The sequence below is a fragment of the Oenococcus alcoholitolerans genome (genome assembly GCF_051852995.1).
Lineage (GTDB): Bacteria > Bacillota > Bacilli > Lactobacillales > Lactobacillaceae > Oenococcus > Oenococcus alcoholitolerans.
This window is the reverse complement of sequence record NZ_CP176042.1, coordinates 556,473-582,212: the sequence shown is the minus strand read 5'-3', so window position 1 is coordinate 582,212 and position 25,740 is coordinate 556,473. Positions and strand designations below refer to the sequence as shown.

Annotated in this window: 27 protein-coding genes and 15 tRNA genes; 10 read left to right on the top strand and 32 right to left on the bottom strand. The window is 38.5% G+C overall.

All coding sequences use genetic code 11. The annotated features are described in order from the left end of the window. Positions 1–370 precede the first annotated feature (370 nt). A complete protein-coding gene (locus ACKP2L_RS03520; RefSeq protein ID WP_439425980.1) occupies positions 371–1,525 on the bottom strand; it encodes a tyrosine-type recombinase/integrase in 1,155 nt (384 codons plus the stop codon). A 215-nt stretch (positions 1,526–1,740) separates the two neighbouring features. On the opposite strand from ACKP2L_RS03520, the gene ACKP2L_RS03515 reads away from it, so the two are divergent. From ACKP2L_RS03515 to ACKP2L_RS03495, 5 genes are read left to right on the top strand one after another with little or no spacing between them, the layout of a single operon-like run. Beyond that, positions 1,741–1,926 (top strand): hypothetical protein, encoded by a 186-nt coding sequence (locus ACKP2L_RS03515; RefSeq protein WP_439425979.1) that lies wholly within the window; start codon positions 1,741–1,743, stop codon positions 1,924–1,926. Further along, a complete protein-coding gene (locus ACKP2L_RS03510) occupies positions 1,919–2,110 on the top strand; it encodes a hypothetical protein (protein ID WP_439425978.1) in 192 nt (63 codons plus the stop codon). Before ACKP2L_RS03515 ends, ACKP2L_RS03510 begins: the two co-directional genes overlap by 8 nt. Further along, a complete protein-coding gene (locus ACKP2L_RS03505; protein ID WP_439425977.1) occupies positions 2,111–2,635 on the top strand; it encodes a hypothetical protein in 525 nt (174 codons plus the stop codon). Continuing rightward, positions 2,628–2,909: a hypothetical protein gene (locus ACKP2L_RS03500; RefSeq protein WP_439425976.1), complete on the top strand. Its 282-nt coding sequence runs from the start codon at positions 2,628–2,630 to the stop codon at positions 2,907–2,909. Before ACKP2L_RS03505 ends, ACKP2L_RS03500 begins: the two co-directional genes overlap by 8 nt. Further along, positions 2,906–4,198, top strand: coding sequence for a VapE domain-containing protein (locus tag ACKP2L_RS03495; protein ID WP_439425975.1), 1,293 nt, complete (start codon positions 2,906–2,908; stop codon positions 4,196–4,198). Before ACKP2L_RS03500 ends, ACKP2L_RS03495 begins: the two co-directional genes overlap by 4 nt. 809 nt (positions 4,199–5,007) lie before the next feature. Here ACKP2L_RS03495 and ACKP2L_RS03490 read toward each other — a convergent pair. From ACKP2L_RS03490 to ACKP2L_RS03410, 17 genes are all read right to left on the bottom strand, one after another. Further along, positions 5,008–5,298 carry a hypothetical protein gene (locus ACKP2L_RS03490; protein WP_439425974.1) on the bottom strand — a complete coding sequence of 97 codons (291 nt, stop codon included), beginning with the start codon at positions 5,296–5,298 and terminating at the stop codon, positions 5,008–5,010. 205 nt (positions 5,299–5,503) lie between these two features. Next, positions 5,504–5,593, bottom strand: a tRNA-Ser gene (locus ACKP2L_RS03485). A gap of 69 nt (positions 5,594–5,662) precedes the next feature. Continuing rightward, a tRNA-Ile gene (locus ACKP2L_RS03480) sits at positions 5,663–5,736 on the bottom strand. A 2-nt stretch (positions 5,737–5,738) separates the two neighbouring features. Beyond that, positions 5,739–5,809: transfer RNA gene (locus ACKP2L_RS03475), tRNA-Gly, on the bottom strand. 18 nt (positions 5,810–5,827) lie between these two features. Further along, positions 5,828–5,900, bottom strand: a tRNA-Phe gene (locus tag ACKP2L_RS03470). Positions 5,901–5,929: 29 nt separating this feature from the next. Further along, positions 5,930–6,004: transfer RNA gene (locus ACKP2L_RS03465), tRNA-Asp, on the bottom strand. Between the two features lie 54 nt (positions 6,005–6,058). Continuing rightward, positions 6,059–6,132 (bottom strand) — tRNA-Met (locus ACKP2L_RS03460). A gap of 24 nt (positions 6,133–6,156) precedes the next feature. Then, a tRNA-Ser gene (locus ACKP2L_RS03455) sits at positions 6,157–6,246 on the bottom strand. Positions 6,247–6,263: 17 nt separating this feature from the next. Next, positions 6,264–6,337 (bottom strand) — tRNA-Ile (locus tag ACKP2L_RS03450). A 12-nt stretch (positions 6,338–6,349) separates the two neighbouring features. Further along, positions 6,350–6,423, bottom strand: a tRNA-Met gene (locus ACKP2L_RS03445). Positions 6,424–6,444: 21 nt separating this feature from the next. Beyond that, positions 6,445–6,518 (bottom strand) — tRNA-Pro (locus ACKP2L_RS03440). A 58-nt stretch (positions 6,519–6,576) separates the two neighbouring features. Then, a tRNA-Arg gene (locus tag ACKP2L_RS03435) sits at positions 6,577–6,650 on the bottom strand. Positions 6,651–6,703: 53 nt separating this feature from the next. Next, positions 6,704–6,787: transfer RNA gene (locus ACKP2L_RS03430), tRNA-Leu, on the bottom strand. Positions 6,788–6,805: 18 nt separating this feature from the next. Continuing rightward, positions 6,806–6,877 (bottom strand) — tRNA-Gly (locus ACKP2L_RS03425). Positions 6,878–6,900: 23 nt separating this feature from the next. Further along, positions 6,901–6,973, bottom strand: a tRNA-Thr gene (locus ACKP2L_RS03420). Positions 6,974–7,014: 41 nt separating this feature from the next. Continuing rightward, positions 7,015–7,087: transfer RNA gene (locus ACKP2L_RS03415), tRNA-Val, on the bottom strand. Positions 7,088–7,194: 107 nt separating this feature from the next. After that, positions 7,195–7,593, bottom strand: a complete 399-nt coding sequence (locus tag ACKP2L_RS03410; protein WP_439425973.1) for a CvfD/Ygs/GSP13 family RNA-binding post-transcriptional regulator — start codon at positions 7,591–7,593, stop codon at positions 7,195–7,197. 60 nt (positions 7,594–7,653) lie between these two features. On the opposite strand from ACKP2L_RS03410, the gene ACKP2L_RS03405 reads away from it, so the two are divergent. Beyond that, positions 7,654–8,298: a VTT domain-containing protein gene (locus ACKP2L_RS03405; protein ID WP_439425972.1), complete on the top strand. Its 645-nt coding sequence runs from the start codon at positions 7,654–7,656 to the stop codon at positions 8,296–8,298. Here the strand turns inward: ACKP2L_RS03405 and rpoZ are convergent. Beyond that, positions 8,295–8,618: a DNA-directed RNA polymerase subunit omega gene (gene rpoZ, locus ACKP2L_RS03400; protein WP_439425971.1), complete on the bottom strand. Its 324-nt coding sequence runs from the start codon at positions 8,616–8,618 to the stop codon at positions 8,295–8,297. The genes ACKP2L_RS03405 and rpoZ overlap by 4 nt on opposite strands. A 1-nt stretch (position 8,619) precedes the next feature. Then, on the bottom strand, positions 8,620–9,231 hold the full coding sequence (gene gmk / locus ACKP2L_RS03395; RefSeq protein ID WP_439425970.1) for a guanylate kinase: 612 nt from the start codon (positions 9,229–9,231) through the stop codon (positions 8,620–8,622). Positions 9,232–9,404: 173 nt separating this feature from the next. Between gmk and ACKP2L_RS03390 the strand changes: the two genes are divergently transcribed. Next, complete coding sequence (locus ACKP2L_RS03390) at positions 9,405–9,722, top strand: hypothetical protein (protein WP_439425969.1); 318 nt, start codon at positions 9,405–9,407, stop codon at positions 9,720–9,722. A 32-nt stretch (positions 9,723–9,754) separates the two neighbouring features. On the opposite strand, the gene recN is transcribed toward ACKP2L_RS03390, so the two are convergent. From recN to ACKP2L_RS03345, 9 genes are read right to left on the bottom strand one after another with little or no spacing between them, the layout of a single operon-like run. Beyond that, positions 9,755–11,419, bottom strand: a complete 1,665-nt coding sequence (gene recN, locus ACKP2L_RS03385; protein WP_439425968.1) for a DNA repair protein RecN — start codon at positions 11,417–11,419, stop codon at positions 9,755–9,757. Positions 11,420–11,457: 38 nt separating this feature from the next. Then, a complete protein-coding gene (locus ACKP2L_RS03380) occupies positions 11,458–12,270 on the bottom strand; it encodes a TlyA family RNA methyltransferase (protein ID WP_439425967.1) in 813 nt (270 codons plus the stop codon). Next, positions 12,267–13,094 (bottom strand): polyprenyl synthetase family protein, encoded by an 828-nt coding sequence (locus ACKP2L_RS03375; protein ID WP_439425966.1) that lies wholly within the window; start codon positions 13,092–13,094, stop codon positions 12,267–12,269. Before ACKP2L_RS03375 ends, ACKP2L_RS03380 begins: the two co-directional genes overlap by 4 nt. Then, a complete protein-coding gene (gene xseB, locus ACKP2L_RS03370; protein ID WP_439425965.1) occupies positions 13,091–13,321 on the bottom strand; it encodes an exodeoxyribonuclease VII small subunit in 231 nt (76 codons plus the stop codon). Before xseB ends, ACKP2L_RS03375 begins: the two co-directional genes overlap by 4 nt. Beyond that, positions 13,314–14,525 carry an exodeoxyribonuclease VII large subunit gene (xseA, locus tag ACKP2L_RS03365; RefSeq protein ID WP_439425964.1) on the bottom strand — a complete coding sequence of 404 codons (1,212 nt, stop codon included), beginning with the start codon at positions 14,523–14,525 and terminating at the stop codon, positions 13,314–13,316. The genes xseB and xseA overlap by 8 nt, the downstream gene beginning before the upstream one ends. 19 nt (positions 14,526–14,544) lie before the next feature. Then, positions 14,545–14,937, bottom strand: a complete 393-nt coding sequence (gene nusB, locus ACKP2L_RS03360) for a transcription antitermination factor NusB (RefSeq protein ID WP_439425963.1) — start codon at positions 14,935–14,937, stop codon at positions 14,545–14,547. Positions 14,938–14,980: 43 nt separating this feature from the next. Continuing rightward, positions 14,981–15,424 (bottom strand): Asp23/Gls24 family envelope stress response protein, encoded by a 444-nt coding sequence (locus ACKP2L_RS03355; protein ID WP_439425962.1) that lies wholly within the window; start codon positions 15,422–15,424, stop codon positions 14,981–14,983. Next, positions 15,424–15,987, bottom strand: coding sequence for an elongation factor P (gene efp, locus ACKP2L_RS03350; RefSeq protein WP_439425961.1), 564 nt, complete (start codon positions 15,985–15,987; stop codon positions 15,424–15,426). Before efp ends, ACKP2L_RS03355 begins: the two co-directional genes overlap by 1 nt. 41 nt (positions 15,988–16,028) lie before the next feature. Further along, positions 16,029–16,586, bottom strand: coding sequence for a TIGR00730 family Rossman fold protein (locus tag ACKP2L_RS03345; RefSeq protein ID WP_439426193.1), 558 nt, complete (start codon positions 16,584–16,586; stop codon positions 16,029–16,031). 144 nt (positions 16,587–16,730) lie between these two features. Between ACKP2L_RS03345 and rnjA the strand changes: the two genes are divergently transcribed. Further along, positions 16,731–18,446, top strand: a complete 1,716-nt coding sequence (gene rnjA, locus ACKP2L_RS03340) for a ribonuclease J1 (RefSeq protein WP_439425960.1) — start codon at positions 16,731–16,733, stop codon at positions 18,444–18,446. A 71-nt stretch (positions 18,447–18,517) separates the two neighbouring features. Here the strand turns inward: rnjA and ACKP2L_RS03335 are convergent, their stop codons facing one another. Both ACKP2L_RS03335 and ACKP2L_RS03330 read right to left on the bottom strand, forming a co-directional pair. Continuing rightward, positions 18,518–19,480, bottom strand: a complete 963-nt coding sequence (locus tag ACKP2L_RS03335) for an ADP-ribosylglycohydrolase family protein (protein WP_439425959.1) — start codon at positions 19,478–19,480, stop codon at positions 18,518–18,520. A 3-nt stretch (positions 19,481–19,483) separates the two neighbouring features. Further along, positions 19,484–21,541 carry a penicillin-binding transpeptidase domain-containing protein gene (locus ACKP2L_RS03330; RefSeq protein WP_439425958.1) on the bottom strand — a complete coding sequence of 686 codons (2,058 nt, stop codon included), beginning with the start codon at positions 21,539–21,541 and terminating at the stop codon, positions 19,484–19,486. 165 nt (positions 21,542–21,706) lie between these two features. Between ACKP2L_RS03330 and ACKP2L_RS03325 the strand changes: the two genes are divergently transcribed. Together ACKP2L_RS03325 and greA are read left to right on the top strand one after the other, a co-directional pair. Continuing rightward, positions 21,707–24,223: a YfhO family protein gene (locus ACKP2L_RS03325; protein WP_439425957.1), complete on the top strand. Its 2,517-nt coding sequence runs from the start codon at positions 21,707–21,709 to the stop codon at positions 24,221–24,223. Positions 24,224–24,284: 61 nt separating this feature from the next. Next, positions 24,285–24,773, top strand: a complete 489-nt coding sequence (greA, locus tag ACKP2L_RS03320) for a transcription elongation factor GreA (RefSeq protein WP_439425956.1) — start codon at positions 24,285–24,287, stop codon at positions 24,771–24,773. Between the two features lie 72 nt (positions 24,774–24,845). On the opposite strand, the gene ACKP2L_RS03315 is transcribed toward greA, so the two are convergent. Next, a complete protein-coding gene (locus ACKP2L_RS03315) occupies positions 24,846–25,718 on the bottom strand; it encodes a glycoside hydrolase family 73 protein (protein ID WP_439425955.1) in 873 nt (290 codons plus the stop codon). Between the last annotated feature and the right edge of the window lie 22 nt (positions 25,719–25,740).

Below are 25,740 nucleotides of genomic sequence, written 5' to 3'. Positions count from 1 at the left end.
AATGTACTTTTTGATTCATATAATCGAATAATTTAATTCTGATCGCTGCTCTCCTGCACTATGGTGCATGACTAAAAAAGCCTCAAAGGAATGAACACGCGTCCGTATATTTAGTTATCAATAACGGATATTTGAATACAAAAAAAGCACCCTTCTAAATTGAGAATGCTTTAATTAAATGTACTTTTTTGATTACTCTTTTGAGTTGCAAAGTTGAGTAATTTGAGTCACATAATGACGCTTTGAATTCTTAGAAATGCCTCAACCATGCTATTTCTAACCTCTAAAGTTACACTAAAATGGAGATTGAGGGATTCGAACCATAAACGCTCTATCCCTTGCCCCGTAAGGCTTTAACGATTTAATAATTTTAAATATTACTTTTAATATTACTTTCGTTGATGAATTTTGAAAATATACTTGCCGTTTCTGTTTTCTGCTTTTTAGTAACCTCGGCATAAATCTGTAAAGTGGTATGCACATCATTATGCCCGAGCTGGTACTGGAGTTGTTTAATATCCATACCAGCCTGAACTGCTAAGGTGGCATAAGTGTGTCTGAAACCATGAATGATGATCGGCGCTAGTCCTGCATGTTCAGCAATCTCTCGACACCAGTTTCTAGGTTTGCCCAGTGTGATAAATGAATTAGTTGCACTGTTAAAAACGTACTGACACGGGGATGATGGATAGCCCAGCTCTTTAAATTGCTCATGCTGTTTTAACTTCCATTCAGCTAGAACAGCCACCATATCATCATCTAACGTAATTATGCGATTGCCCGCTTGCGTTTTAGGTTGATTAGAAACAATTTCCCCGCTAGCAACCGTTGTTAAGGTTTTGGATATTGATAGGGTCTTGCTGATCAAATTAATATCTGACCACTGCAATGCTAATGCCTCCCCTTTTCGCATACCGGTAAAGGCTAATAACCTAAAAAATACATATCGGCTATAATGGTCTTTAGCATATAAGTTATAAGCACTGGTTAAAAACTTGATGAGTTGTTCTTTATCGTAGAACTTCACTGAGTCTTTAACGGGTGCTTTTTTGCGTCTTGGTTTATCCACGTTGGCAAAAGGATTCTTATCAATGTAGCCATACTGAAGAGCTTTTTGGTATATCTGAGAAACGATACCTATTGTCCAATCATAACGAACAAATCCCTTCGCTTGGTCATTTACGTATTTTTGCGCTTTGATCGGGGTCAATTCATCTAAGTACATCCCCGCAAAATAAGGCTTGATATGCAAGTTATAACGCTCTTTTATCTTGACTAAAGTGGACGGCTTGACGCTTTTGGCTTTGGTCTTTAACCATTCTTCAGCCAGTTCAGAAAACTTCACACGCTTTGTTTTTTGGCTCTCTAGCTGCCCATTGGCTTCAGCTACTTTGTAAGCACGATAGGCATTGGTAGCCTCTTTTTTGCTGGTAAAACCGCTTTTCATAGTCGGTCTGCCGTTTAATACGATTCTAAAATAATAGCTTTTAAGTCCATTTTTTAAAGTTTTTTGTTTAATTTTCATCGAATTATTTCGATGACGACACAAACATAATCAATCTCAAACAAATCACGAGAGTTTTAACGCCTTGTCTTTGGCGGGGATATTGTACAACAAAAAAACTAATAAATAAACATCAACAATCACGCGCAATTAGCTGTTTTGAAAGTAAAAAGCATCCACGACACCATAATATTTAAATCAAGGCAATGAAAAGCCTTAAAACAAAGGAGTAAAAAATGACGACAAAAACAAAATCTCTCAAACAAATCATCAAAAACAAAAATATTAAACGATACGCATTAGCTCATAAAATTGGTATTAATCGTGCAACTCTTTGGGAATGGCTTTCATTCGAGGATGACTTAACTATCAACAAAAAAGAATTAATTTTAAAAGCTATTCAGGAGCTATCTCATGAATAATGATGAGAAGTTCTTCCCTATCACATTCAGACGCAGAGACGTTCTTAAATTATTCAGTATTTCAACAAGAACTTTCGATCGCTTGGTACAGACAGGCGCTATCAAGCCTATATTGGTCGACAGTTTAAAGCTATATAAAACAGCTGACATGCTGAAATATTTCAGCAAGAAGGAGATCAGGTAAATGAAAAATAAACAAATAAAAAAAGCTCTTAGCACTGAAAACTTTGGCGAGTACAGCAGTGGTAAGAAACCTAACGCAGATATCAAAGAGGATATCTATATTTATTCTAACAGTAGTCAGCAAGATTCCCACGCGGACAGCAGAAATATAAATACACATTTCTTTGATTCAGGCGAGTACGAAAACTTGCCAGAAAATCTAAGAATACTGGCCAATTCGTTGCCTTTTGGTAGACAGAATGCGATTCCAGCTAAAAAAATAGCAGATAAATTCGGTTGGAACGTCAGGCAAATACGTATATATATGCACGAACTAAGAACTGACTACTCAATTCCAGCAATTAGCGATATTCATGGCAATCAAAAGGGTGTGTTTCTTGCTACCAGTAATCAAGAAGCTCAGCCCTATTTAAGACAAGCACTTTCAAGAGAAAATCAAAGCCAGCAAGCCAGATTAGGCGTACAAAGAGGATTAACAAACGGCTTTCTAAACAAAGTTAATCAATGGAGACATAACCATGCTTGAGACTATCAATGGTTTAAGTGTAAACAATTACAAAGAACTTTATAAAAGCCCGCAAAGATATTTAGATCAAATAGCCTTACGGGCTTTGTTTGGACAAAGATTTTTAACAGATCAATATAAGAAAATACAAGATCGTGGTTATACAACTTTAGCTGCGAACTATTATAAGCAACTTGATAACTATACGATTATTGAACAGCTAGCCCAGCATTTAGACAATCATTTTAATGGTGATTTAGTCGATATACGGGCTTTGGATAAGGCGGTTAAATGAATGAGTTAGAAACACAGCTTAAAGCCCTTAATACATCCCCTATTAATGACGGTTTTCATCGTAACGCAAATAATCAACTAATCAGCGATGACATTACTAATGCTTACTTAATCTTGACAGCAATGCTTAAACCCTTAGGGGATGAGCTTTTGAGATATAATCTGTTATCGCACAAGATCGACATTACCCAGACCTTTAAAATCGGTTCTTTTAATATCAAAAAGGGTAATATTAACGATGACTTTATTGACGCCTTTAGATTCTATGCCAGTCAGCACTTTCGTTACCAGATTAAACCTGATATCGCAGATAATGCTACAAAAGCTTATGCTCACAATTACAGCTATCATCCCTTGCAAAATTTTTTAGATGACGCCTATTTAAATTGGGATGGCGAAAATAGAATAGACACTTTTTTAAATAAATATCTAGGCATAGACCAGAATGATTTTAATATCAGAATGTTTAAAGTTTGGCTAGTCGAGGCGGTTGTTAAAGCTTTTAAACCAGACGCAAAAGCCGACTATGTATTACTAATTAAAGGTAGCCAGCAAGGTATTGGCAAAACAACACTGTTAAAAAAACTAGCTGTATCTAAGGATTGGTACACCGATAGTATTACCAGCTTTAGCGATAAAGACAGCATTCAAGCAATGGTCGGGCGCTGGATAGTCAATGATGATGAGATGGTAGCCAGCAAAGCAACCAGTATCAGCGCTACAAAAAAGTTTATCACGCAAGAATTTATTGAGTACAGAGCACCTTACGGACATTACCTGAGAAGACATGATAAAGGCTTTGTGATCGCTTTGACTACTAACGAACCGACCCCCATCAAAGACAAAACAGGCGCTAGGCGGTATCTAATTTTTAATACTAACAAAGATCAGCGCAAAGCTGATATTACTAAAACTAACCCGCAAGAGTTACAGGAAGAGATTAAACAGCTTTGGGGAGAAGCGGTAACACTGTATAAAAATAGATATTCAATCGTGTTGAACGACTTAGAAACACAGCAACTAACTCAATTACAAGAGGGCTTTATTGCTACTGATTCAATCGAAGAGAACTTGAATGATATTGCAGAAGAAGTAAAAACAGGAGAACATTTTTCTTTAAGACAATTAGTCAGTATGGTTTTGGCAAAAATCAATGAAGACAATCAAAGAATTATTTTAAATGGCAAAAAAGAAAGACAGATCAGAAATGAAATAGCGATGATTATGGAAAAAAGAACTGATTGGAAACGAACTAACACTCATAACCTTCAGGGATATACAAAAATATGACGTCGGGTCATTTTGTTAAAACTATAGAAAACTGGTATAGGCAACATCTTAAAGGCTTTAGAAATAAGGTCTTTTTTTATGCAATTTATGCAATTTATTCAAAAAAGATTAGTCAAAACTAACCTAAATTAACCTAAATTAACCCGCAACTAACCTACAACTAACCCGAATCAACTTTCAAAAGCGCATAACCACGGGCTTTATAGACCTTGGGTTAGTTAGGTTAGGTGTATATCGTAAAAGACTATAGAAAATTGGTACAGGTAGTATATATGTATATATAGAGATGTTTGATATTTAGCTAACCTAACTAACCTATAAGGCTTAAACCCTTGGTATGACTGACTTTGTGCAGGTTAGTTTACTTAAAAAACACTAACCTTTAACTAACCTGAGGTTAACCTTGTATTATGAAGATATCGTTTTAAAGACTTTAACAAACTTTATTATTAGCCTGAATTACTGAACAAATTTTCTTAAATGCTTTTTATGCCGGTTACGTCTTTTAGATTGTCAGCAAGAACTTTAGTGAGAGTTATTAAACGCTTTTAAACGGGTCTATAAACCGTTAATATCTCATAGTTACTACAAGATTTTAAAGAGTGTTTATTAGTGTTTTGGTACAGACATATAAAGCCTTGATTAACTTTGCTTTTGAGTTATTGCAGGCTTGTAAGCTATCTAAAACATCCTCATTGCTGAATGCATAAAATAACTATTAAGCACGCACGCTATTGGGGATGACTGGAAATAAAAAACGCCCATTACAGACGCTTTTAATAAAGTTATTAACTTCATATCGAAGATTATTAACTAATTTTATTGGCTTTATTTTCGTATTGAGCTTTTTCAATAGTTTCAATATTGTCAGCAAGATTTCTTACCAACATTACTATCGAACTGCTGACACTTTGAATAGTTTTGTAATCATCCAGAACACTTAAAAGCTTTTTTAAGCCATCTTTGTCAAAAGAATTAAATTCGCAATTAGATCCTGTACTATTGCCAAAAACAAACATCAGATCATTAAGTACTTGTACATTGTCATTTAAATCATCAAAATCTTTTTCACTTATCAAAAAATTATTTTCTTCAGTCATTTTTAGTCTCTTTTCGATTTATTTAATGACTTGATTGAGATTATTGAGATTATATAGTGAGGTCATCTTATCAACCTCACTTTCTTAAAAAACGATATTACTTTTCGTATTACTTTTTAAGGTAATATCTAGGCATATTCACAACATCTTAAATCTTGAAAATGCCTTAACAGCGAGCTTTGTGCATCTTCACGTTACACTAAAATGGAGATTGAGGGATTCGAACCCTCGCGCCGGGATAAACCGACCTACACCCTTAGCAAGGGCGCCTCTTCAGCCTCTTGAGTAAATCTCCGTCTGACCTTAAAAGTGTTTAAAACAAAAATCGGCAAGCAAACATTCATATAAAATGCCTGCTTGCCGATGGACCATCCAGGACTCGGACCTGGGACCTCTGCGTTATCAACACAGCGCTCTAACCAGCTGAGCTAATAGTCCAAAGCGAATGACGAGAATCGAACTCGCGTAGCCAGCTTGGAAGGCTGGAGCTCTACCATTGAGCTACATTCGCAAAAGGAGTTACCTCCAATGGCGCGGGGCGGAATCGAACCGTCGACACAAGGAGCTTCAATCCTTTGCTCTACCAACTGAGCTACCGAGCCAATCCTAACCAATCGATAAAAATATCGACCGGTCCCAGCGGGATTCGGACCCGCGATCTCCTCCGTGACAGGGAGGCGTCCTAGACCAACTAGACCATGAGACCAATGAATATTCACCTAATAGCTAAACATCCAGACGACCACGCGTCCGCGGTCAATTGCGGGGGCTGGATTTGAACCAACGACCTTCAGGTTATGGGCCTGACGAGCTACCAGACTGCTCTACCCCGCGATAATATTATTTTGCCCTAGGCAATGGAGAATAGAGGATTTGAACCTCTGCGCCGGTTTCCCGACCTGACGGTTTTCAAGACCGTTCCCTTCAACCAGACTTGGGTAATTCTCCAACTACTATTGGCCAAATGGACCTTGCTGGACTCGAACCAGCGACCGAGCGGTTATGAGCCGCTTGCTCTAACCAACTGAGCTAAAGGTCCCTCTTGAGCCAATCGCGGCGGGGGGAATCGAACCCTCGACCTCCCGGGTATGAACCGGACGCTCTAGCCAGCTGAGCTACACCGCGATCGATTGAGCAAAAGCTCAATCGGGACAACTGGATTCGAACCAGCGACCCCCTGGTCCCAAACCAGGTGCTCTACCAAACTGAGCTATGTCCCGAGTCAAACTCAGTACACAAACAATCACTTGTCCGTGCCCAGACGGCCTTAAAGACCGATGCACCATGTAGGAGTCGAACCTACAACCTCCTGATTCGTAGTCAGACGCTCTATCCAATTGCGCTAATGGTGCAAAAACTTAACTTCCAGCCTAGCGGTCAGAGTGACCATCCTAATTAAAGGACATGCCGGCGCCCGGGATCGAACCGGGACGGTATCACTACCGCAGGATTTTAAGTCCTGTGCGTCTGCCTATTCCGCCACGCCGGCATTGCCACATAGTGGCACAGCGAACGGCGGGACTCGAACCCGTGACCCCCACCATGGCAAGGTGATGTTCTACCACTGAACTACGTTCGCAAATAATTATTGAGGAAACCCTCTGCCGACTAGAGGGTTCGAACCTCCGACCCCCGCTTTACAAGAGCGGTGCTCTGCCAACTGAGCTAAGTCGGCGTATTGTCAATTAACATTGGGAATCAACCAAGATTCCCAAATGGACGCTACAGGGATCGAACCTGTGACCTCCTGCTTGTAAGGCAGATGCTCTCCCAGCTGAGCTAAGCGTCCATACGATCAACCGCCGCGTTTTCCATATCAGTAACACGCGACTTAAATATATTAACTAATATTTTGGCGAACGTCAACATATTTTCTAAAAAAAATTTAATTTCTTTCTAAAAATCTTTTCTTATCCGCTTTAAAGCCTCGTTTTTATTGGATTCTATCGTTTCTTTTATTGGTTTAAAACCTGTCTTGACTTTTGAAGAAGTCCAAAAATGTTTATAGATCCGATGATCTTTTTTCTCTTTGGGCAAGGCCTTTGCTTTGATGATCGGAATAGAAAGCTGCCGAAAACTTAAACTGATTTTTTTACTGTAATCGTCAATATCCAAAACGATCGATTCAACACGCTGTCCGACATGAAAATATTTTTTTAAATCGTCGACTCGGCCGTTTCTGCATTCTGATATATGAACCAGGCCTTGTACATTATGATCTAATTGAACAAAGACCCCGTAGCTTTGCACACCTGAAATAACTCCATATACTTTTTGTCCGATCTCATATTTCATACAAGACTATTATATCTTTATTTTATTTATCTATTAACTAGTCTTGATATACTTAAATATATGCAATTTATAATCGACTTAATTCTTCACTTTGATACTCATTTATCAAATTTCGTCAATCAATTCGGTTTCTGGAGTTATTTGATAATGTTTATCATCGTCCTAATAGAGACGGGCGCTGTGATCATGCCTTTTCTGCCGGGAGATTCACTGCTGTTCGCTGCAGGAGCGTTATCCGCCTCGCAAAATACACACCTAGACGTTTGGACCCTTTGGGTCGGTTTTTTCATAGTTGCTTTTCTTGGCGACTCAATGAACTTTTTTATCGGCTACAAAATTGGACCTGCCCTTTTAAAGACAAAAATAGGGCATGTGATCAAACCTGAGCAAATTAAAGAGACAGAGGCTTTTTATGAAAAACATGGTCCCTCGGCTATTATTTTAGCCCGATACGTGCCTATAATCAGAACCTTTGCCCCCTTTGTCGCAGCTGTATCGGGTTTCCCCTATAAACGTTTTTTGAAATATTCAGTCATCGGCTCATTTTCGTGGGCGAGTTTAGCTGTTTGGTCAGGTTTCTTTTTCGGAAATATTCCTTTTGTCAATGAACATTTCACTTTGATCCTGTTGGCGATCGTCGTCATAACTTTTCTGCCGGCGATATTTACATTTTCAAAAAGAGATACAAAAAAAGCGAAGATTTAATCTTCGCTTTTATCTTGCTTGATCGGATCGATCTTAACGTTGCCGGCGTCGATTTCTTCGAGCGCTTTCCCGATCGGCTTTACAGATTTATATGATTCAAGTGTTGGACCGACCAAAGAATCAAGTTGGATCGCCAGATCCTGCATACGCTTTTTATCACGATCAGTAGGCTTTTCTTCGCGCCTGAGCTTTAATAGTTCTTCCTTTAATCTTGGAAGCTCTTCTAATTCCTTTGCTCTTTTAGACGCCAGTGATATTAACTTATAACGAGAGTCGACCTTTTTTAATAAATCATCGACTGATGGATACATTAGGCTCATCTTAAACCTCCAAAATTTTCATATAGCCGTTGGCTAAGCGTTTAGCTTTCAAACGTTCAGCATCTATTATAGTCTGAACTTTTTTAACCGCTCTATCTACTTTATCATTTACAACGGCATAATCATAGTTCGTCATCATTAAAATCTCTTGACGAGCCGTTTTCAGCCTCTCATCGATAACTTCATCAGACTCCGTTCCTCTTAATTCAAGACGATTTCTCAACTGCATCAAGTCCGGCGGCAACAGAAAAATCAAAATGGCATCAGGAACTTTAGCTCTGACCTGCATAGCACCATTGACTTCTATTTCCATAAAAACGTCATTGCCTTGTTCCCTTTGATCATCGATCCAATTCTTGGGAGTACCATAATAGTTATCTACATATTGGGCATATTCCAGCATTTGACCGGCATTGATCATCTCTTCAAATTTGCTTTTAGTAGTAAAAAAATAATCTCTCCCATCAACTTCACCACGGCGCGGTTTTCTAGTGGTCGCTGAAATAGAATAAAGTAATTTGTGTGGTTCTTTTTTAAATAAAGCTTTTCGTACTGTCCCTTTACCAACACCTGAGGGTCCAGAAAGCAAAAATAACATTCCTCGTTCTTTCATATGAAAACAGTTTATCACTTGCTAACTTTTTTTTACCAATTCTTAATAAATAGAAAAAGCATAGTTTAAAGCTTTTTGCATGATACATCGATTATCAAAGGTTATATATTTCTAAAAGGGATTGAATTTTCGAACAAGTGTTCGTATATTTATATTTGTTGAAAGGAAAGCAAATGCAAAAAGCTATATTTGACAACCGAATAATCAACTTTGGATTTCTCAAAATATTGCTAAAAAAATCAAAAAAAATCATCCCTCTTAAAAAAGAGCCGCAGCTGAATGCAGATCTGATAATCGACAGATTAAATCTGGCTTTGAGCTTTGACAGCAAGGTGAAAATACAGTTCAATGTTGAAGAAGACTCAGATAGAGTTGCAAATTTAGAGGGAAAATTGCTTCAGAGTTCCAAAGGATATCTTTTTTTACAAAATAAAAATGATCTTAAAAAAATAGATCCGGCTAAAATAAGATTTATTCATTTGATCGATTGATCATTTCATACAACAGGCAGTTCTTTATTTATTTAAGAAGTGCCTGTTTTTTGTTTAAGCATCTCTCGAGCACCGGCCTTAGCTTCTTTAGTTATCTTTTCTCCGGAAATCATATTAGCGATCGATAAAACACGCTGTTCTTCATTTAACGGGTGAACAAAAGTAAAGGTCCTGCCATGCTCGACCTTTTTTTCTATCTGAAGCTGGTGATCTGCCCAAGCGGCGACTTGCGGCAAATGGGAAATAGAAATAACTTGCCGTTCAGATGAAATAGAGCTCATTTTCTTAGCAACGGCGACAGCAGCCCGCCCAGAAACACCGGTATCGATCTCATCGAAAACAAGTGTTGGAATCGATAAAGTCTTTGAAAAAACATTTATTAGAGCCAAAAGTATCCTCGAGACTTCCCCTCCTGAAGCTATTTCATTCAAAGGCAAAAAAGCTTCACCGGGATTAGTTTGAAGCCAAAATTCTATTTGATCGAATCCGGTCGAAGAAAGTTTTTTAGTTTGTGTGATTCTGATCGTCAAACGAACATCCGGCAGTAATAGATCCTGTAAATTATTTTCGATCATTTTTTTCAGCTTGCCGGCTATTTTTTGTCTTTGTTGATGCATTTTTGTTGCCAGATCGATCAATTCATGCCTGTACGATTCAAAATCATCTCGTAATTTTTGTTGATTTTGATCAAAATTCTCTATTTGATCGATCTGTTTTTTTAAAGACTGATAATAATCAAAAAGTTCATCCCCAACACGATGATATTTTCGCTCAGCTGCCTTTATTTGACTTATCCGATCGGAAATGTGTTCAGCTTGATCAGTGTCAAAGCTCATTTTTGCCATTTTGTCTCGAAAGTCGCGTGCTAATTCCTTTAAATCCAACAAATTCGACGCCAATCGATCAGAATCTTTTTGATAATCATTATCAAAATCGGTCAAATCATTCAGTTGGCGGCTGCCATCCTCCAACAAAGAAATAACGCTTTCCTTCTCATTACCATCCAAATCAGATATCAGCTGACTCAGAAGCTTATATTTTTTTTCGAAATTTTTTATGGATCGTTCTTCTTGGTCCAGGGCATCTAATTCACCCTTTTTCAGCTTTAAGGCCGATAGATCCTGATATTCAAACCGCAAAAAATCTATCTGCTTTTTTTGCTGCTTATTTTTTTCATCTAAATCAAATATTTTTTTCCGTAAAACAGAATAACGCGCAAACTTGTCTCGATAATCTTGCAATCTTTTTTGAAACGAAATATCGCCAAAACGATCGAGCAGTTCTGCTTGCGACCTTGGATCAAAAAGATTTCGATTATCGAATTGTGCCGAAATCTTGACCAATTTATTTCCCAAAGATGATAACTGCTTCAAAGTAAAAATAATCCCATTGACAGATATCAAGTTCTTGCCTTTACGATTTATTTCGCGCCTGATGACCAGCTGCTGATCATCCTCTATTCCAAACTCGCTCAAATCAAAATTAGGGAAGTCAAACATCCCTTGAACAACGGCTTTTTGCGTCCCCTTTCGTATCATAGATACAGAAGAACGGCCGCCGATAAGCAAAGACAAAGCATCGATCACCATTGATTTGCCGGCACCTGTTTCGCCAGTCATGACAGTTAAATGATCAGAAAAATTAATGTCGCTTTTTTGAATAATAGCAAAATCTTTAATTGATAAATTATTCAGCATCTGTAAAAATTGTACGAAATTTTCAACATTTTTTAAAATTATCTTCGATAACTTTTTTCAATATAAGCAGCGATCGAAGTTGGCAAATGAGCTTCTCTTTTTAAAATATTTTTACTTAAATAAACCAAAAATTCTCTGTTTCCGCCGGCACCCTTGATTGGAGATTCAGTAAAACCATAAATATGAAAACCAATTTCCGAAGCAAGTTTTGAAAACCGTTGATAAGCGATCCAAACAGCTTTCCATTTGTGAACGATACCTCTATTGCCGATATTGTGACGACCAACTTCGAACTGCGGTTTAAATAAAAGAATCGCTTGACCATCTTCTGATAAAACTCGAAACAGTGCCGGTAAAATTAATTCCAAAGATATAAAAGATACATCAACGACAGCAATATTCGGTTTTGGGTCCAAAAAATCATTCGGGTCAGCGTAACGAAAATTATATCCTTCGTAATTTTTGACTCGTGCATCTTTTTTTATGCGGTCTATCAGCTGATCATGGCCGACATCTACTGCATAAACTTTATCAGCTCCTTGCTTTAACGAATAATCGGTGAAGCCGCCAGTTGAAGCGCCAACATCAATAACTGTTCCATTTTTAAAAGAAAAAGAAAAAACTTCGGCAGCTTCCTTTAATTTTAAAGCTGCTCTAGACGCGAACTTTTCCCGATCATCTTTGATCATAAAAGAACTTTCACTTTTAACTAGATAGGCAGGATGTTTATAAACGACACCTTTTTTATCACTTACAAGACCAGCTTTGATCGCTTTTTCAGCTTTAGTCCGGCTAGGAAAAGAACCTTTTTTGACCAAATAAAGATCCAAGCGGATCGGAAAATCTATCATATTTTCTCTACCAAATCTAATAAAATTTTTTTCTGGAAATCATCGATTTTGTTCAGTGCATCGATGGCGATTTTTTTATGCTCTTCCAACTCTTTTTTACTATCGTCAATACCGATCATAATTGGAAAACTTTCTTTTCTTTCTCGCTTATCTTGTTGAATATCATCAAGATCATCTCTTATCTGAAAAGCGATTCCAAGATTTGCTCCAAAAATATTAAGTTGACGGATCTTATCTACCGATAGATCAGCTAAAATTCCACCAGCAGTAGCTGCATAAGTCATTAAAGCACCAGTCTTCATCAAATGAACCAGTTCAAGGTCTTTGACTGATTCTATTTTTTGCCTGCCGAATAAATCAAGCTGCTGGCCTCGAACCATATTAAAGGGTCCCGCTGCCAGCGATAAATTATAAATCAATTTTATTTTCATATCTTCTGGTAAAAGCAGATCAGAAAGTTTTTTAAAGGCTTCCGTCAAAAGACCATCGCCGGCTAAGACTGCATTCCCAACGCCAAATCGTTTCCACACACTTGCTTGCCCGCGTCGACGGTCGTCATTATCCATCTCAGGCAGATCATCATGAACCAAAGAATAGGCATGCACGAATTCAACAGCAGCGGCAGCTTCTATTTGCGGTTTATCGATCGTTTTGAAAGCAGATGACAATACTGCCAAAGTCAATAAAGGACGCAGCCTTTTACCGGTCGAATTCAGCGAATAATTCATGATCCTGAAAATATCATCATCTTGACCGGCAAAATAGTCATTTAAATGTTTATTTATTTTTGGTAAATATTCTTTTGAAAATTGATCAAAATTCATTGGTCTTCCTGATCGCCCTTTCTTTGTGAATCCAAATTCAAACGACTTAAATTTTCATCGATCTGTTTTTGCGCATCATCTAAATATTTTTTTAATTTAGTTGATATTTCGACACCGTTTTTAAAGTCGTTCAAAGATTTATCAATAGGCTGGTTGCCATCTTCAAGTGAGGACACGATCGCCTTTAGATCTTTCATATTTTTTTCAAAATCAAATTTTTCAGTCATGATCTGTCTCCTTGATTTCTGCTTTTGCTTTGCCGGAAGCGAACCTAATCTCAACTTTATCACCTTGCTTTAATTGGCTGCTGTTTTTAACGAGAAGATCATCTTTATAAGTAAGAGAAAAACCGCGTGCCAATACTTTCAAGGGACTTAAAGAGTCCAGCCGTCCGCTTGTGATCGAAAATTCCCTGCTGTAAGTTTGAAAAATATTTCTAAAAGAAGAAAACAACCTTAATTCAACATTTTCAAGCTGCTGTTTTTTGTTAGAAAGAACTTGGTCAAAAGATCTCAAAGAAGGTCTCTGGGCTAGAAACCGATACCGAACGAGTCTGTCTTGGAAAATGCCTTGAATACTTTGCTGCAGCGATGTTTCGAGCTGCAAAAGTACATTTTTATAATCATCGATCGAAGGTGTGACCTTGTTAGCTGCTGCAGTTGGTGTTTCAACTCGATAATCAGCAACCAGATCAGTCAACGTGACGTCGGTTTGATGGCCGACAGAACTAATGACCGGTTTTTTTAAAGAAAAAATAGTCCTAACCAATTCCTCACTATTAAACGGCCATAAATCGAGCATAGAACCGCCGCCGCGCGCTATGATGATCGCGTCGCTATCAGAAGAATCAGCCTCCTTCAAAGCTTTTATCAAATCAGGAACAGCATGATCGCCTTGCACCTGAGACTCAAATAAAGAAATAGTCAAAAGAGGGTTGCGATGGCCAATGGTGGACCTAATGTCTTGAATGACTGCTCCGGTTTTGGAAGTAACAACAGCTATTTTTCGCGGGAAAAAGTTGAGTTGTTTTGGCGGTCGGCTGAAGATACCTTCCCTAGATAATTTATTTTCAAGTTTTTTTAATTCTGCAAATAATTTACCCAATCCAGCCAATTCGATAGAAAAAATATCCGCAGACACATAAGCTCTTTTTTGATAGAGCCTAACTTTTGCGCAAACATTGACCTTATCTCCGCTTTTGTATGGGTAAGAAATACTTCGCAAAACATAAGGAGGAATATAGGCTCGAATCGAAGATTGGTCTTCGTCTCTTAATTCAAAATAAGCCGATGAACCGGAGATCTTGAAACCAAATATTTCGCCGGTGATATAAACCTTGTCCAAATAAGGATCGTGTGAGAACTTAGCAGAAAGATAGCTATTAAGTGTGCCGACGGTCAAATAACTATCTGTTTTAAAATCACCTGCCATTATTTTAATTCCTCTAAAATCAATCTATGAAATTTGCAAGAACGCCATTAACAAAACGTCCATCGCTGCTGTCTCCGAAAGTTTCCGCCAAGATAGTTGCTTGATCCACGGCAACTTTATTGGGGATGTCGATACGTTTTTTAATTTCGTAAATACCGATTCTTAAAGCAATGATCGAGGTTTTCGGTATCCGTTCGATGCTCCAATCATCCTTCAAAAAAGAAGTATATTCTTCATCTAATTCCTTATGTACAGCAAAAACACCTTCGACTAATTGATTGTAATAATCATCTACGGCATTATGCTCAAATAACGTTATTCTCAAAAGGTTCCGATCTTGCTCACTATTTATTTCAACAGCAAATAAAGCTTGAAAGGCACGCTCTCTAACTTGTTGACGGGTTAAACTCACGATTCTAGCTATTTTCCTTTAATTTATGTGTATATTTTATTAATTATTTTTTGGCTTTTTCATCAAAAAGATTGTTCGGATCAATATTAGAATCATTATGATCGGCATTTATCAACCCTGAAACGACCAAATCAACATCAGCGACCTGCAGATCAGTTGCTGCAGAAATAGCTGAACGAACGGCATTTTGAATAGCGAGCGCAGTTTTTGGAATATTCACTCCATAAGAAAGAATGGCGTAGATAGTAAAAACAGGCTGTCCTTCATCGTTTTGCCTGAGTACGACACCCTTGGTCTGTTTGAATCTTTTTGAAAAGAAAAATCCACTGAAACGTTCTTTAGTTTGTGCTTGCAAATCAACTACTCCATCGACCTCTTTTGCTGCGATCGATGCTATAACTTCTAAAGTTGCTGAAGATATCTTCGTTTCACCGTTAAGTTTAGTTCCGCTTAAAACAACGTATCTTGGATTTTGAGGTTTACTCATTAAGCTCGCTCCTTATAAGAACCGCCATCAGCAGTATTAATGACCAATTTATCGCCAACGTTGATAAAATCAGGCACTGTAACGACCAAACCAGTCTCTAAAGTCGCTGGTTTTCCGCCGCCGTTGACGGTTGCTCCTTTGATCGAAGGCTGAGTATCTTGAACAGTCAACTCTACCGTTGCGGGCAATTCAACTTCAAGGATCTCATCCTTATAAGACGTTACTTTAACATTCATATTCTCTAACATGAACTTAAGGGCATCTTGGATCTTATTACCAGGGATCTCGACCTGGTCATATGTCTCTGTGTCCATAAAGACATAGTTATCCCCATTTTGGTACAAATATTGCATCGGTCTAGTCGTTATTTCAGCCAGCTCCATTCTTTCGCCAGCTCTAAAAGTAACTTCATTAACCGCTCCAGTACGCAAATTTTTAAGCTTAGAGCGCACAAAAGCACCGCCTTTACCAGGTTTGACATGCTGGAATTCGATAATTCTCCAAATCGCGTTGTTATACTCGATCGTCAAACCATTTTTAAAACTCGATGTATCAATTGCCATGTCTTTATAAATAACTCCTATCTTTAATATTCTATCATTGCTTAAACAAAATTTTCAGGATTTTGAAACTCAGACGGAAATTCAAACTTATGAAAGTATTCAAAAATATCTTCTATAGATTGAGCCCGGTAAACATAACGCATATCTGCCGGAGGAACAAAACCCTTGTGAACCGATTCGCACAACCAATCCCATAAAGTATCATAGAAACCGTCGATATCAAACAAGGCTAAAGGTTTTTCGTGTAAATCGATTTTCGCCCAGCTGATCGTTTGAGCGATTTCTTCCAAAGTGCCAAAGCCTCCCGGCAATGCTATAAAGGCATCAGCGCGATCGATCATGATCTGTTTTCTAACATTCATGTCGGGAGTCGATATAAGCTCAGTGATCTCAGAGGGGTCGATCGAAGCCTCAGCTAAATTTTTGGGAGTAACACCTAAAACTTTACCGCCGTTTTCCATAACTGATCGTGCAACGACGCCCATCAGACCGGTCCTGCCGCCGCCATATATCATTTGGTAGCCATTATCGGCAATGTATTTTCCCAAGTCGGAAGCCCGCTGAGAAAAAAGATCTTCATTGCCAAATTCAGCACCCATAAAAACAGTAATAGATTTAATCTTTGAATCTTTTTCCACTACTTAATGTTACCGCCAGACAACTTTTTTTGCTATACTGTTCGATAGCTGCTAGTTCGTTTTTTCGAACTAATCGTGGACAAATTTTAAAAAAAGGATTTTCATATGCAAGAAATTAGTCAAAGCGCAAACCCCTTTGCGCATGAAGTTGATATCAAAGAAAATGAAGTAGGGGTAATGGCTCTCGGCGGCTTAGGTGAGATCGGAAAAAATACTTATGCCATTCAATATCAAGATGAGATCGTTGTTATCGATGCCGGGATAATGTTCCCAGAAGATGATCTGCTTGGTGTCGATTACGTCATTCCAGACTACACTTATTTAGTAAAAAATGTCGATAAAGTCAAAGCACTTGTGATCACCCACGGTCATGAAGATCATATTGGTGCCATCTCTTATTTTTTAAGGGCCGTAAACGTACCAGTCTATGCCCCACCGTTTGCAATGGCACTCATTAAGGGGAAATTAGAAGAACATAATCTTTTAAAAAAAAGCGAACTGCATGAGATCACACCAGATTCAAAAATAGATCTAGGCAAATTCCAAGTCGAATTTTTCCAAACGACTCACTCGATCCCTGATACAGTTGGAGTTGCTGTCCATACTCCAGTTGGAACTATCGTAGAGACCGGTGATTTTAAATTTGATTTAACGCCAGTAACTAAACAGTTTCCCGACATACAAAAAATGGCGAAGATCGGCCGTGAAGGTGTTCTATTGCTTATGTCTGATTCAACCAATGCCGAAAGACCGCAATTTACAAAATCTGAGGCTTGGGTCCAAAAATCAGTTGAAAGGATTTTTAGAAGAGTAACGAAAGGCCGGATAATTTTTGCCACTTTCGCTTCAAACTTAAGCCGAGTAAAAATGGCGATGGACGCAGCCATAAAGCATGGCCGTAAAATTGCAGTATTTGGCCGTTCAATGGAAACTGCAGTAAATAATGGCCGCGAACTGGGCTATCTTGAAATCCCCGATGAATATTTGCTGGAACCAAGCGATTTGAAAAATACACCAGCAGATGAAACACTGATATTATCAACTGGTTCTCAAGGAGAACCAATGGCTGCCCTGGCAAGAATAGCCAATGGAACACACAAACAGATCCACTTGCAGCCTGGCGATACAGTGGTCTTCTCCTCTAACCCGATTCCAGGAAACACTGCTTCCGTAAATAAAGTCATAAATGAATTAGAAGAAGGCGGTGCGCATGTTATATACGGACCGTTAAACAACATCCATACATCTGGTCATGGTGGTCAAGAAGAACAAAAACTAATGTTGGAATTGATGAAGCCCAAGTTTTTTATGCCGATTCACGGCGAATACCGCATGCTCAAAACTCATGAAGGCTTGGCTATTTCTACCGGAATACCAGAAGATCACATATTTATTATGGATAATGGTGATGTTCTTGCTTTAGATGAAGATCACGCTCATCCAGCTGGTCATTTTTCCGCTGAAGACACTTATGTTGACGGAGGAGGCATTGGCGACGTTGGTGATGCTGTACTTCACGAAAGAACAAAGCTTTCGCAAGATGGTTTAGTTATTATCACTGCTACTATAAATATGCAAGAAAAAGAAATTCTCTCAGGCCCTGATTTGCTGAGCCGGGGGTTCGTTTACATGAGAGAATCTGGTGATTTAATAAATGAAGGACGAAGAGTTGCTTTTGCAACGATAAGAAAAGCAATGCTCGCTCCTAACGCAAATGAAGGAATGATCAGAAAAGCTGTTATTGACGAAATCGGCCATTACTTATACAAAAAAACAGCTCGGCGTCCAATAGTGATTCCGGTACTTATACAAGCAAAATAAAAAAGATCCTCAAGATCGAAGCTGAATAATTACAGCTCTGTTCTTGAAAAGGGTCTTTTTTTAATCAAAAATTATTGCCTAAGGTGAAATTTATTGGATCTATTAGCTAATATCAGAACAAGATTCGTTACTGATTTTTTATCTATTTGTTGTATCAGCCTCTCATCGATATTATTGCGATCTATCAAAGCATAAATCGCGTAAATCAAAGAAATAACCGTCTGCCGCTGCTTAGAAAAAATTTTGATCGCTAACTTAACGGCGTCTGTAACGCTGTCAGTGCTGGATAAAACCCAATAAACATTTTCCAAAGTATGTATTACACTGCCGTCGTGGATCAAATCTTTGGGGTCCAAGGCTGAGATGTTAGGCATATTCAAACGAGAAAAATTAACTAAGTCCTGCTGAAATATAGCTCTCCTAAAATAATATTCATAAGTGATCGCGATCGAATTTTCTAGGGCCTGATGAAGGCTTTCTTTTGCTATTATTTGAGAAATCAAAAATGAAATGGTTCCGGCACCCATCATCGCCGAAGTATAATTGTGCGTTAGAGAAACGAGATCGTGAATCGCATCCATCGCTCTTTCGTTATTAACGTATCCTGAACCGAAACGAGCTATTTCATAAAATGCAACCGGCAGAGCTCTTATCAGAACATTTTCATCATTTCGAGTTGGATCAGTCGTTCCGATCGAATCAAGATCGCGGGTCAACTCGAAATTAATTATTGACTGGATCTCAGTTTCAAACCGCTCAGATTGAATAGAATCGTTCATCGAATACTGCCCATTTCTCCACCATTCGGCAAAATTATGCATCACATTTGCCTTAGAAAAACCCAACGAAACAGCATTAAAAACAGCCAGGGTGAGCCCAGTTGTCGGCGTCCATGCAAAGGTGAAATCAGCATCTTTAAAATCAAAGTCAGGCTTAATAGCCAAATTAGCATTGCGTTTGCTTAAGTTGCCGAGTGTGTCACCGATCGCCAACCCGTAAATCAATCTTCCTACTGGTGTTAATCTTTTAGTCATATATCAAGGCCTCGGCATAACATCTTTCCAAAAAGCGTTGTAGATTGCTGCTGCAGCTTTTTCAACGTTTCCATAAGTTCCAACGGTATCGCCTGGATAAGCGACTGCTAATGCAAAAGGTGCAACCGGTGAATACATGATCAAGGTATCGTTTTGTGTACTTTGCCCGTTAGTGAAAACTTCGGCAGTTCCCGTTTTAGCCGCAACTTTTGGATTTAATTCATGAAGAGCACGACCGCCGGTATTGTAAGGACTGCTGCCGTTTGCTACGTTCCACATACCTTGTTTTATAACATTCCACTGATCATCACTCATTTTAACTTGTCCTTGAATGGTCGGTGAAAAAGATCCCACAACGGAACTTGCAATACCGTTTTGACCGCTTTTTAAAACCGAAGCGACTAAGCGTGGCTTGATAAGATAGCCACCATTAGCTATCGTGCCGGCAAACCTGGCCATTTGAATAACTGAATAAGTATCATACTGCCCAAATGACTCATTTATAAAGGAAGTACGCCTTTCACCGCTTGTAGAACCGCGATAACCAGGTGTTTCTCCAGGAAGATCTACACCGGTCCTCATTCCAAGACCAAACTGCGCAAAACCATTCCTCATCCGATTCCAAATGGTAGAACTTACAGGAACACCCATCCCCTCAGAGTATGGTGTACCGTTCATTTTCAAGGCAAGCTGGACCATATAAGTGTTAGAAGAATTCTCCAAAGCTTCTTGTGCATTCAATGGAATGCGATTGCCGTTTGGATTGAAATAAGAATGGATGCTCGGGCTTCCGGCCAAACGAATTATTTGGTCATCCTGGACTGAATCATCAGGCGTTATGATCCCGTCTTGAAGCGCCATCGAAACCATTGCCGGCTTAATAGCAGACCCCATAACGATCGGATCTTGGATCGGTGCTAAATCATTTTGCGTCAATTGGCCATTTTGATTATTACGATCCCACCCAGCCATTGCATAAACACCGCCAGTATATGGATTTATAACTGCTGCATAGCCGCCGGTCGATAACCCGGTCTTAGATAAATTGTCTCTGACTATATTAGAAACATCTTTCTGAAACTGGGCGTTGATAGTCAATTGCAGATTGCTGCCGGGCTGACCAGGTTGAATGACTGTGCTTTTAACGATACGGTTATGGGAATCAGTCGTGATGCGCGTTTTTCGATTAACACCGCGAAGAGCAGATTCATATTGCTGTTCAAGACCAGAAACACCGACTGTATCATCACGGGCGTATCCTTGTGCCAAATATTGACGCAGAGAAGACTCCGGCAATCCAGCTCCTGAACCAGAAAGAGAGCCGATGAGCGAACGGACTTGGTCGCCTTGAGGGTAATCCCTGACCCAGCCTTGATTGATTCTTATTCCCGGAAACTGATCCAAACGAATACCGATCGAAGAAATTTCTTGATCAGTGACTTTACTAGATTTGATCGTACCGGTCGAAAGATTTGGTGTTTGGATCATTCGCGTATATATTGCTGCACGATTAAGCTCTTCTGAAGAAAAATTTGGTTGATGCTTCTCCAGATAATCAACTTGCCGTCTATAATATTCGCTTCCGGAAAGCGATGCTTGCTGTTTTTTTGTTAAATGCAGCCTTTCTTGTACAGCTTCGCTATTTTTTTCATTAGCGAGATAGTAATCAAAACGCTGCCGTGGTGTAAGAAAAGAAGTATCAAGAGTCAAATATTTAGCAAGCCGGTTGGCCGTTGAATAAATATCACGGCTAGAAATTTCAGGTAAGCGTTGAAAACTTACCGAAGGTATCGAACGGTTAGCAACCATTAAACGTCCTTGAGAATCATATATTTGGCCTCTAGGGGCTACTGTTGTCTCAATGGTGGCATCAGTTCGATTGACCATCGCGAGATAATTGTTGCCGGAAACGATGGTCAAGGTTGCTAATTTAAAAACAAGAAGAGCAAGCAAAAAAGCAGCTGCTCCTAATAGGATATTCAGCCTTGTCGGAATGATCGATCCATTTTCCCTTTGCGGATCATTTTTTTCGAAATTTTGTAATTCAGGTTCTCTACGCACTTTTTATTCAATCAAAAATAATAACTATTTATTTATTGTATCATCGTAATGTAGATTTATAGACAGCTAATGCAAAAAAAAATCGTTCGGATAATTTCAAACAGCTACGTCCTCTCTCTTGTGATACCTTTTTCTATTGTAATCTTTTATTACATTTATAGAGGCATGTTCCCTTTCGGCCATAATTCGATACTGACTGTTGATCTTGGCCAACAATATATAGATATGTTTGCCGGATTTAAGCAAACGATTACACGAGACCCGGCACAGCTTTTTTATAGTTTTTCCAAAAATTTTGGCGGAGAAATGTTTTCGGAATGGGCTTACTATCTTTTAAGCCCCTTGAACTTGATTTTTCTATTTTTTAAACAAACCGATCTCACAGCTGCGATCCTATTTGTCACAGCATTAAGATTTGGTTTGGCCGGTCTGAGCATGCAGCTGCTTTTAGTCAAAAAGAATTTTGCCGGCAAAAAAACGGCACTGATCTTTTCAACCTCTTATGCATTGAACGGCTGGATGATCGCAAACCAGGTAAATTTGCTTTGGCAAGACCAGATAATATTGCTGCCCTTGATCATATATGCATTAACACAGTGTTTCGACGAGAAAAAATATAAGGCTCTGATACCGCTTTTTTCTCTTTCGATCATTGATAACTTTTATATAGCTTATATGATAGGACTGTTTTTACCGCTCTTTGCCTTTTGGTATCTAGCCAGAACTAATGAAAAAAAATGGACAAAAAAACTGATAGAATATTTTAAATTCCTGGCCAGCCTTGCATTATCAGTCTTGATCTCTGCTTTTGTCCTTATACCAACGGCATTTCAATTACTGAATGGAAAAGGTCAAGACACTGTGAGATCGATCGACTGGTCTTTTGCAGCGAATTCAGTCGACCTTTTGTTGAAATTGATCCCCGGATCATTTGATTTCGACCAAATGAAAACAGGTCAAGCAAATTTTTTCATTCCCTTCTTAATGGTGATCGGTGTTTTTGCTTTTATCTGCAGCAAAAAAGAAAAAATAATTTCAAAAATATCAGCTATTTTAATAATCGCAATTTATTTATTAAGCTTCACTTGGCAGCCGCTAAACATCTTATTCCATATGATGCAGTACCCGGTTTGGTACCCGTACAGGTATAGTTTTATTCTTTGCTTTTTTATCATACTTTTAGCGGCGATCGGTTTGAAAAATAGTCAAAAACATGCATTGACCGTTCTTTCTTTATCAACGATCTTAATGATAATCATCAGCTTTTCGGGATTATTCCTCGATAAAAAAACAAGTTTTATAAGCTTGCCGCAAATAATCCTCTTTATTGTTTTATCGATCGCCAGTTTATCGGTTTACATGATCTATAAAAATTCGAATAGCGGAAAAACGATTTTTTCATTTTTTATGATCGTTTTGGTAAGTACTGCTGCCAATTTATTCATCGCGACCAATAATTTCAGTTATTTAACCCAAGATGAGTATCGGAGGACGGTCAAATCCTTGGAAAATTCAACTGATTTTCTGCCAAAAAAAAGTTTTTATCGTATCGGACAAACTTTTTCCCGAACTAGAGGAGACCCTTTTGCCAACGGATTTGCCGGCGGGATGCACTTTTCTTCAACAGTTGACAAAGCTACACCTAATCTTTTTGGGTCCTTTGGCCAAGCAGCCGGTGATTATTACACTGCCTATTCCTACGGAACGATCATGACGGATTCGCTGTTTGCGATGAAATATTTCGTCGCTCCTTCACCTGCGGGCAGCAATGAAGCCGGATCTCCTAAGCGAATGGCTGATTCTTATAGGCCGGATCTCAGCGATTATAAGCTGATAAGGAAAAGAGTCGACACACAAACTTACGAAAATCCATATGCACTGCCGATTGCTTTTCTTGCGGACAACAAAGTTTTTGATAGTCGTATTTATCCGCAAAATCCAATTATGACCAGCGCAAATTTACTAGAAAATATCAGTGATGAAAGCAGCTTGATCGAACCCTCTTTGCCATTTTATATAAACACCTTGAACATTAAACAGAATGGACAATTTGAAGGATTTACCGCAGAAAAGATAGATGGTCAAAGGGATGCAGCGATAAATATAACTTTTACGCCGAACAATAACGATTCTTATTATTTAACGATCCCATCTTCATTCAACCAAGAAAATGTATGGATAACGATAAATGGACAAGTCATCCCCCAATCTCCTGACCAAAGAGATGTCGTGGCTTTGAACGTTGCAAACCATGAACGCGGAACAAAAAAGGAGATTTCTATTCATTTGAGAAAGACCAGTTTGTTTGTATCGAATCTGCAATTATATTCGATAAGCCACCAAAAAATGAAGCAAATTTCTGATATCGTCAAAAAGAATCGATTAAAATCATTTTCCTGGTCGCAAACCAACTTTAGCGGCAGAATCAATGCCGATCATAAAGGGCAGGTTTTAATGACGACGATACCTGATAGTCCTGGATGGCATTTAAAGATAAATGGTATAAAACAAAAGAAAAAAATAGTTGATCAATATTTTATAGCTGCAAGTTTAAAAAAAGGAACAAACACAGTCAAAATTTATTATCAAGAACCTTATTTAGAAGAAGCTTTGATCATAAGTTTGTTTACATTACTGATCGTTTTAAGCTTTAAAAGGTTATCATTATCCAGAAAACGGTAATTCTTGACAGAATCAAAACAGGTGTTATGCTAATTTTGCTGTAATTTTAGAAAGGATAAACATGGCAGAAGAAAAAAAGTTTCCGATGACCGCCGAAGGTTTAGAAAAACTTAAAAACGAATTGAATGATCTTATTATGAATCAGCGCCCAGCTATTACCAGCCGGATCCAAGAAGCAAGATCATTTGGAGATCTATCTGAAAACTCCGAATATCAATCAGCCAAAGACGAACAAGCTTTTGTTGAAGGAAGAATAAAACAGCTTCAGCAAATGATACAATTCGCAGAAGTGATAGATTCAACCAAAGTTTCAAGTAAAGTTGTTACTTTAGGAAAGAAAGTTACTTTCAATGAGGTTCCGGATGGAGAAGACGAAAGCTATGTGATAGTCGGTTCCGCCGAATCAGATCCGCTATCAGGGAAAATTTCTAACGATTCACCGATCGGAAAATCATTGATCGACCACAAAGTTGGTGATCAAGTAGAAATACCGCTTCCCAACAATGCTTCAATGACGGTCAAAATTAAAAAAGTAGAAAAAAACAGTTAACAAAAAACCAGCTATTTTATATAGTTGGTTTTTATTTTTTAGATAAAATATATTTTAAAGATCGAAAGCCGGTTAACTATTAGTTTTATCATACTGATCTAATTTATATGTTTCGATCAAAGATACCAGTTTTCTAGCATAGTCCGGATCAGTAGCGTAACCATCGGTCACGAGAGCTGCAGTAGCCGAATGGTAATCCTTAGATGCAAGGACATCTTTAAACTGATCGGCATTCAAATCAGTGCCGCGCGAAATAAATTGAGCATGCGCTTCCATCCCCTGCTGCCAATTATCATATACGGCAAAACGATCTTTTTCGGTCACCCATTGACCGTTGATAAACTCGCGAGTATCCAAAGTAACACTTTTTTGACTGCCTTGTGCTTTGATACCGTAATAATTATTGTATCGCGAAGAAAGCAAACTTGATCCCCAATTAGATTCAAGAATGGTTTGAGCTAAATTGACCGAAGCTAAGACATGATATTTTTTCTGCATTTGCTGGGCAAAAGAGGCCCTTCTTTTAATAAATAATCTACGATAAACTTCAACATTGGGGCCCTTGCTGAGTTGACTGTAAATTTGCGGAAGTGATTGCGATCGCTGCAAGTAAAAAACACCTGATTTTAATTTTTCGCCGCCTCTTCTAAGAACGTAGTTTTCAAAATCGGTTTCTTTTTTGATCAATTTGGCATTAAAAAGATGATCAGACATCGTATCGACCGTCGCCCCTTGAGGTATTTCAACCCTTAAATAACGGTGGTCGTCAGGATCAACAGGTTGTAATGACTGACGATAACGTTCTTGATTCTGTTGTTGAACCGTTTGGTCATGAACATAGAAAGCCAACACGATTCCTAAAAATAACAAGAGGGCAATAAAGAGTCCGCGATGCAAGTTATTTTTATTTTTCCTTTGAAAATGTTTATTATAACTTCTTGGCATATCCCTTGTATTTTACTAGATT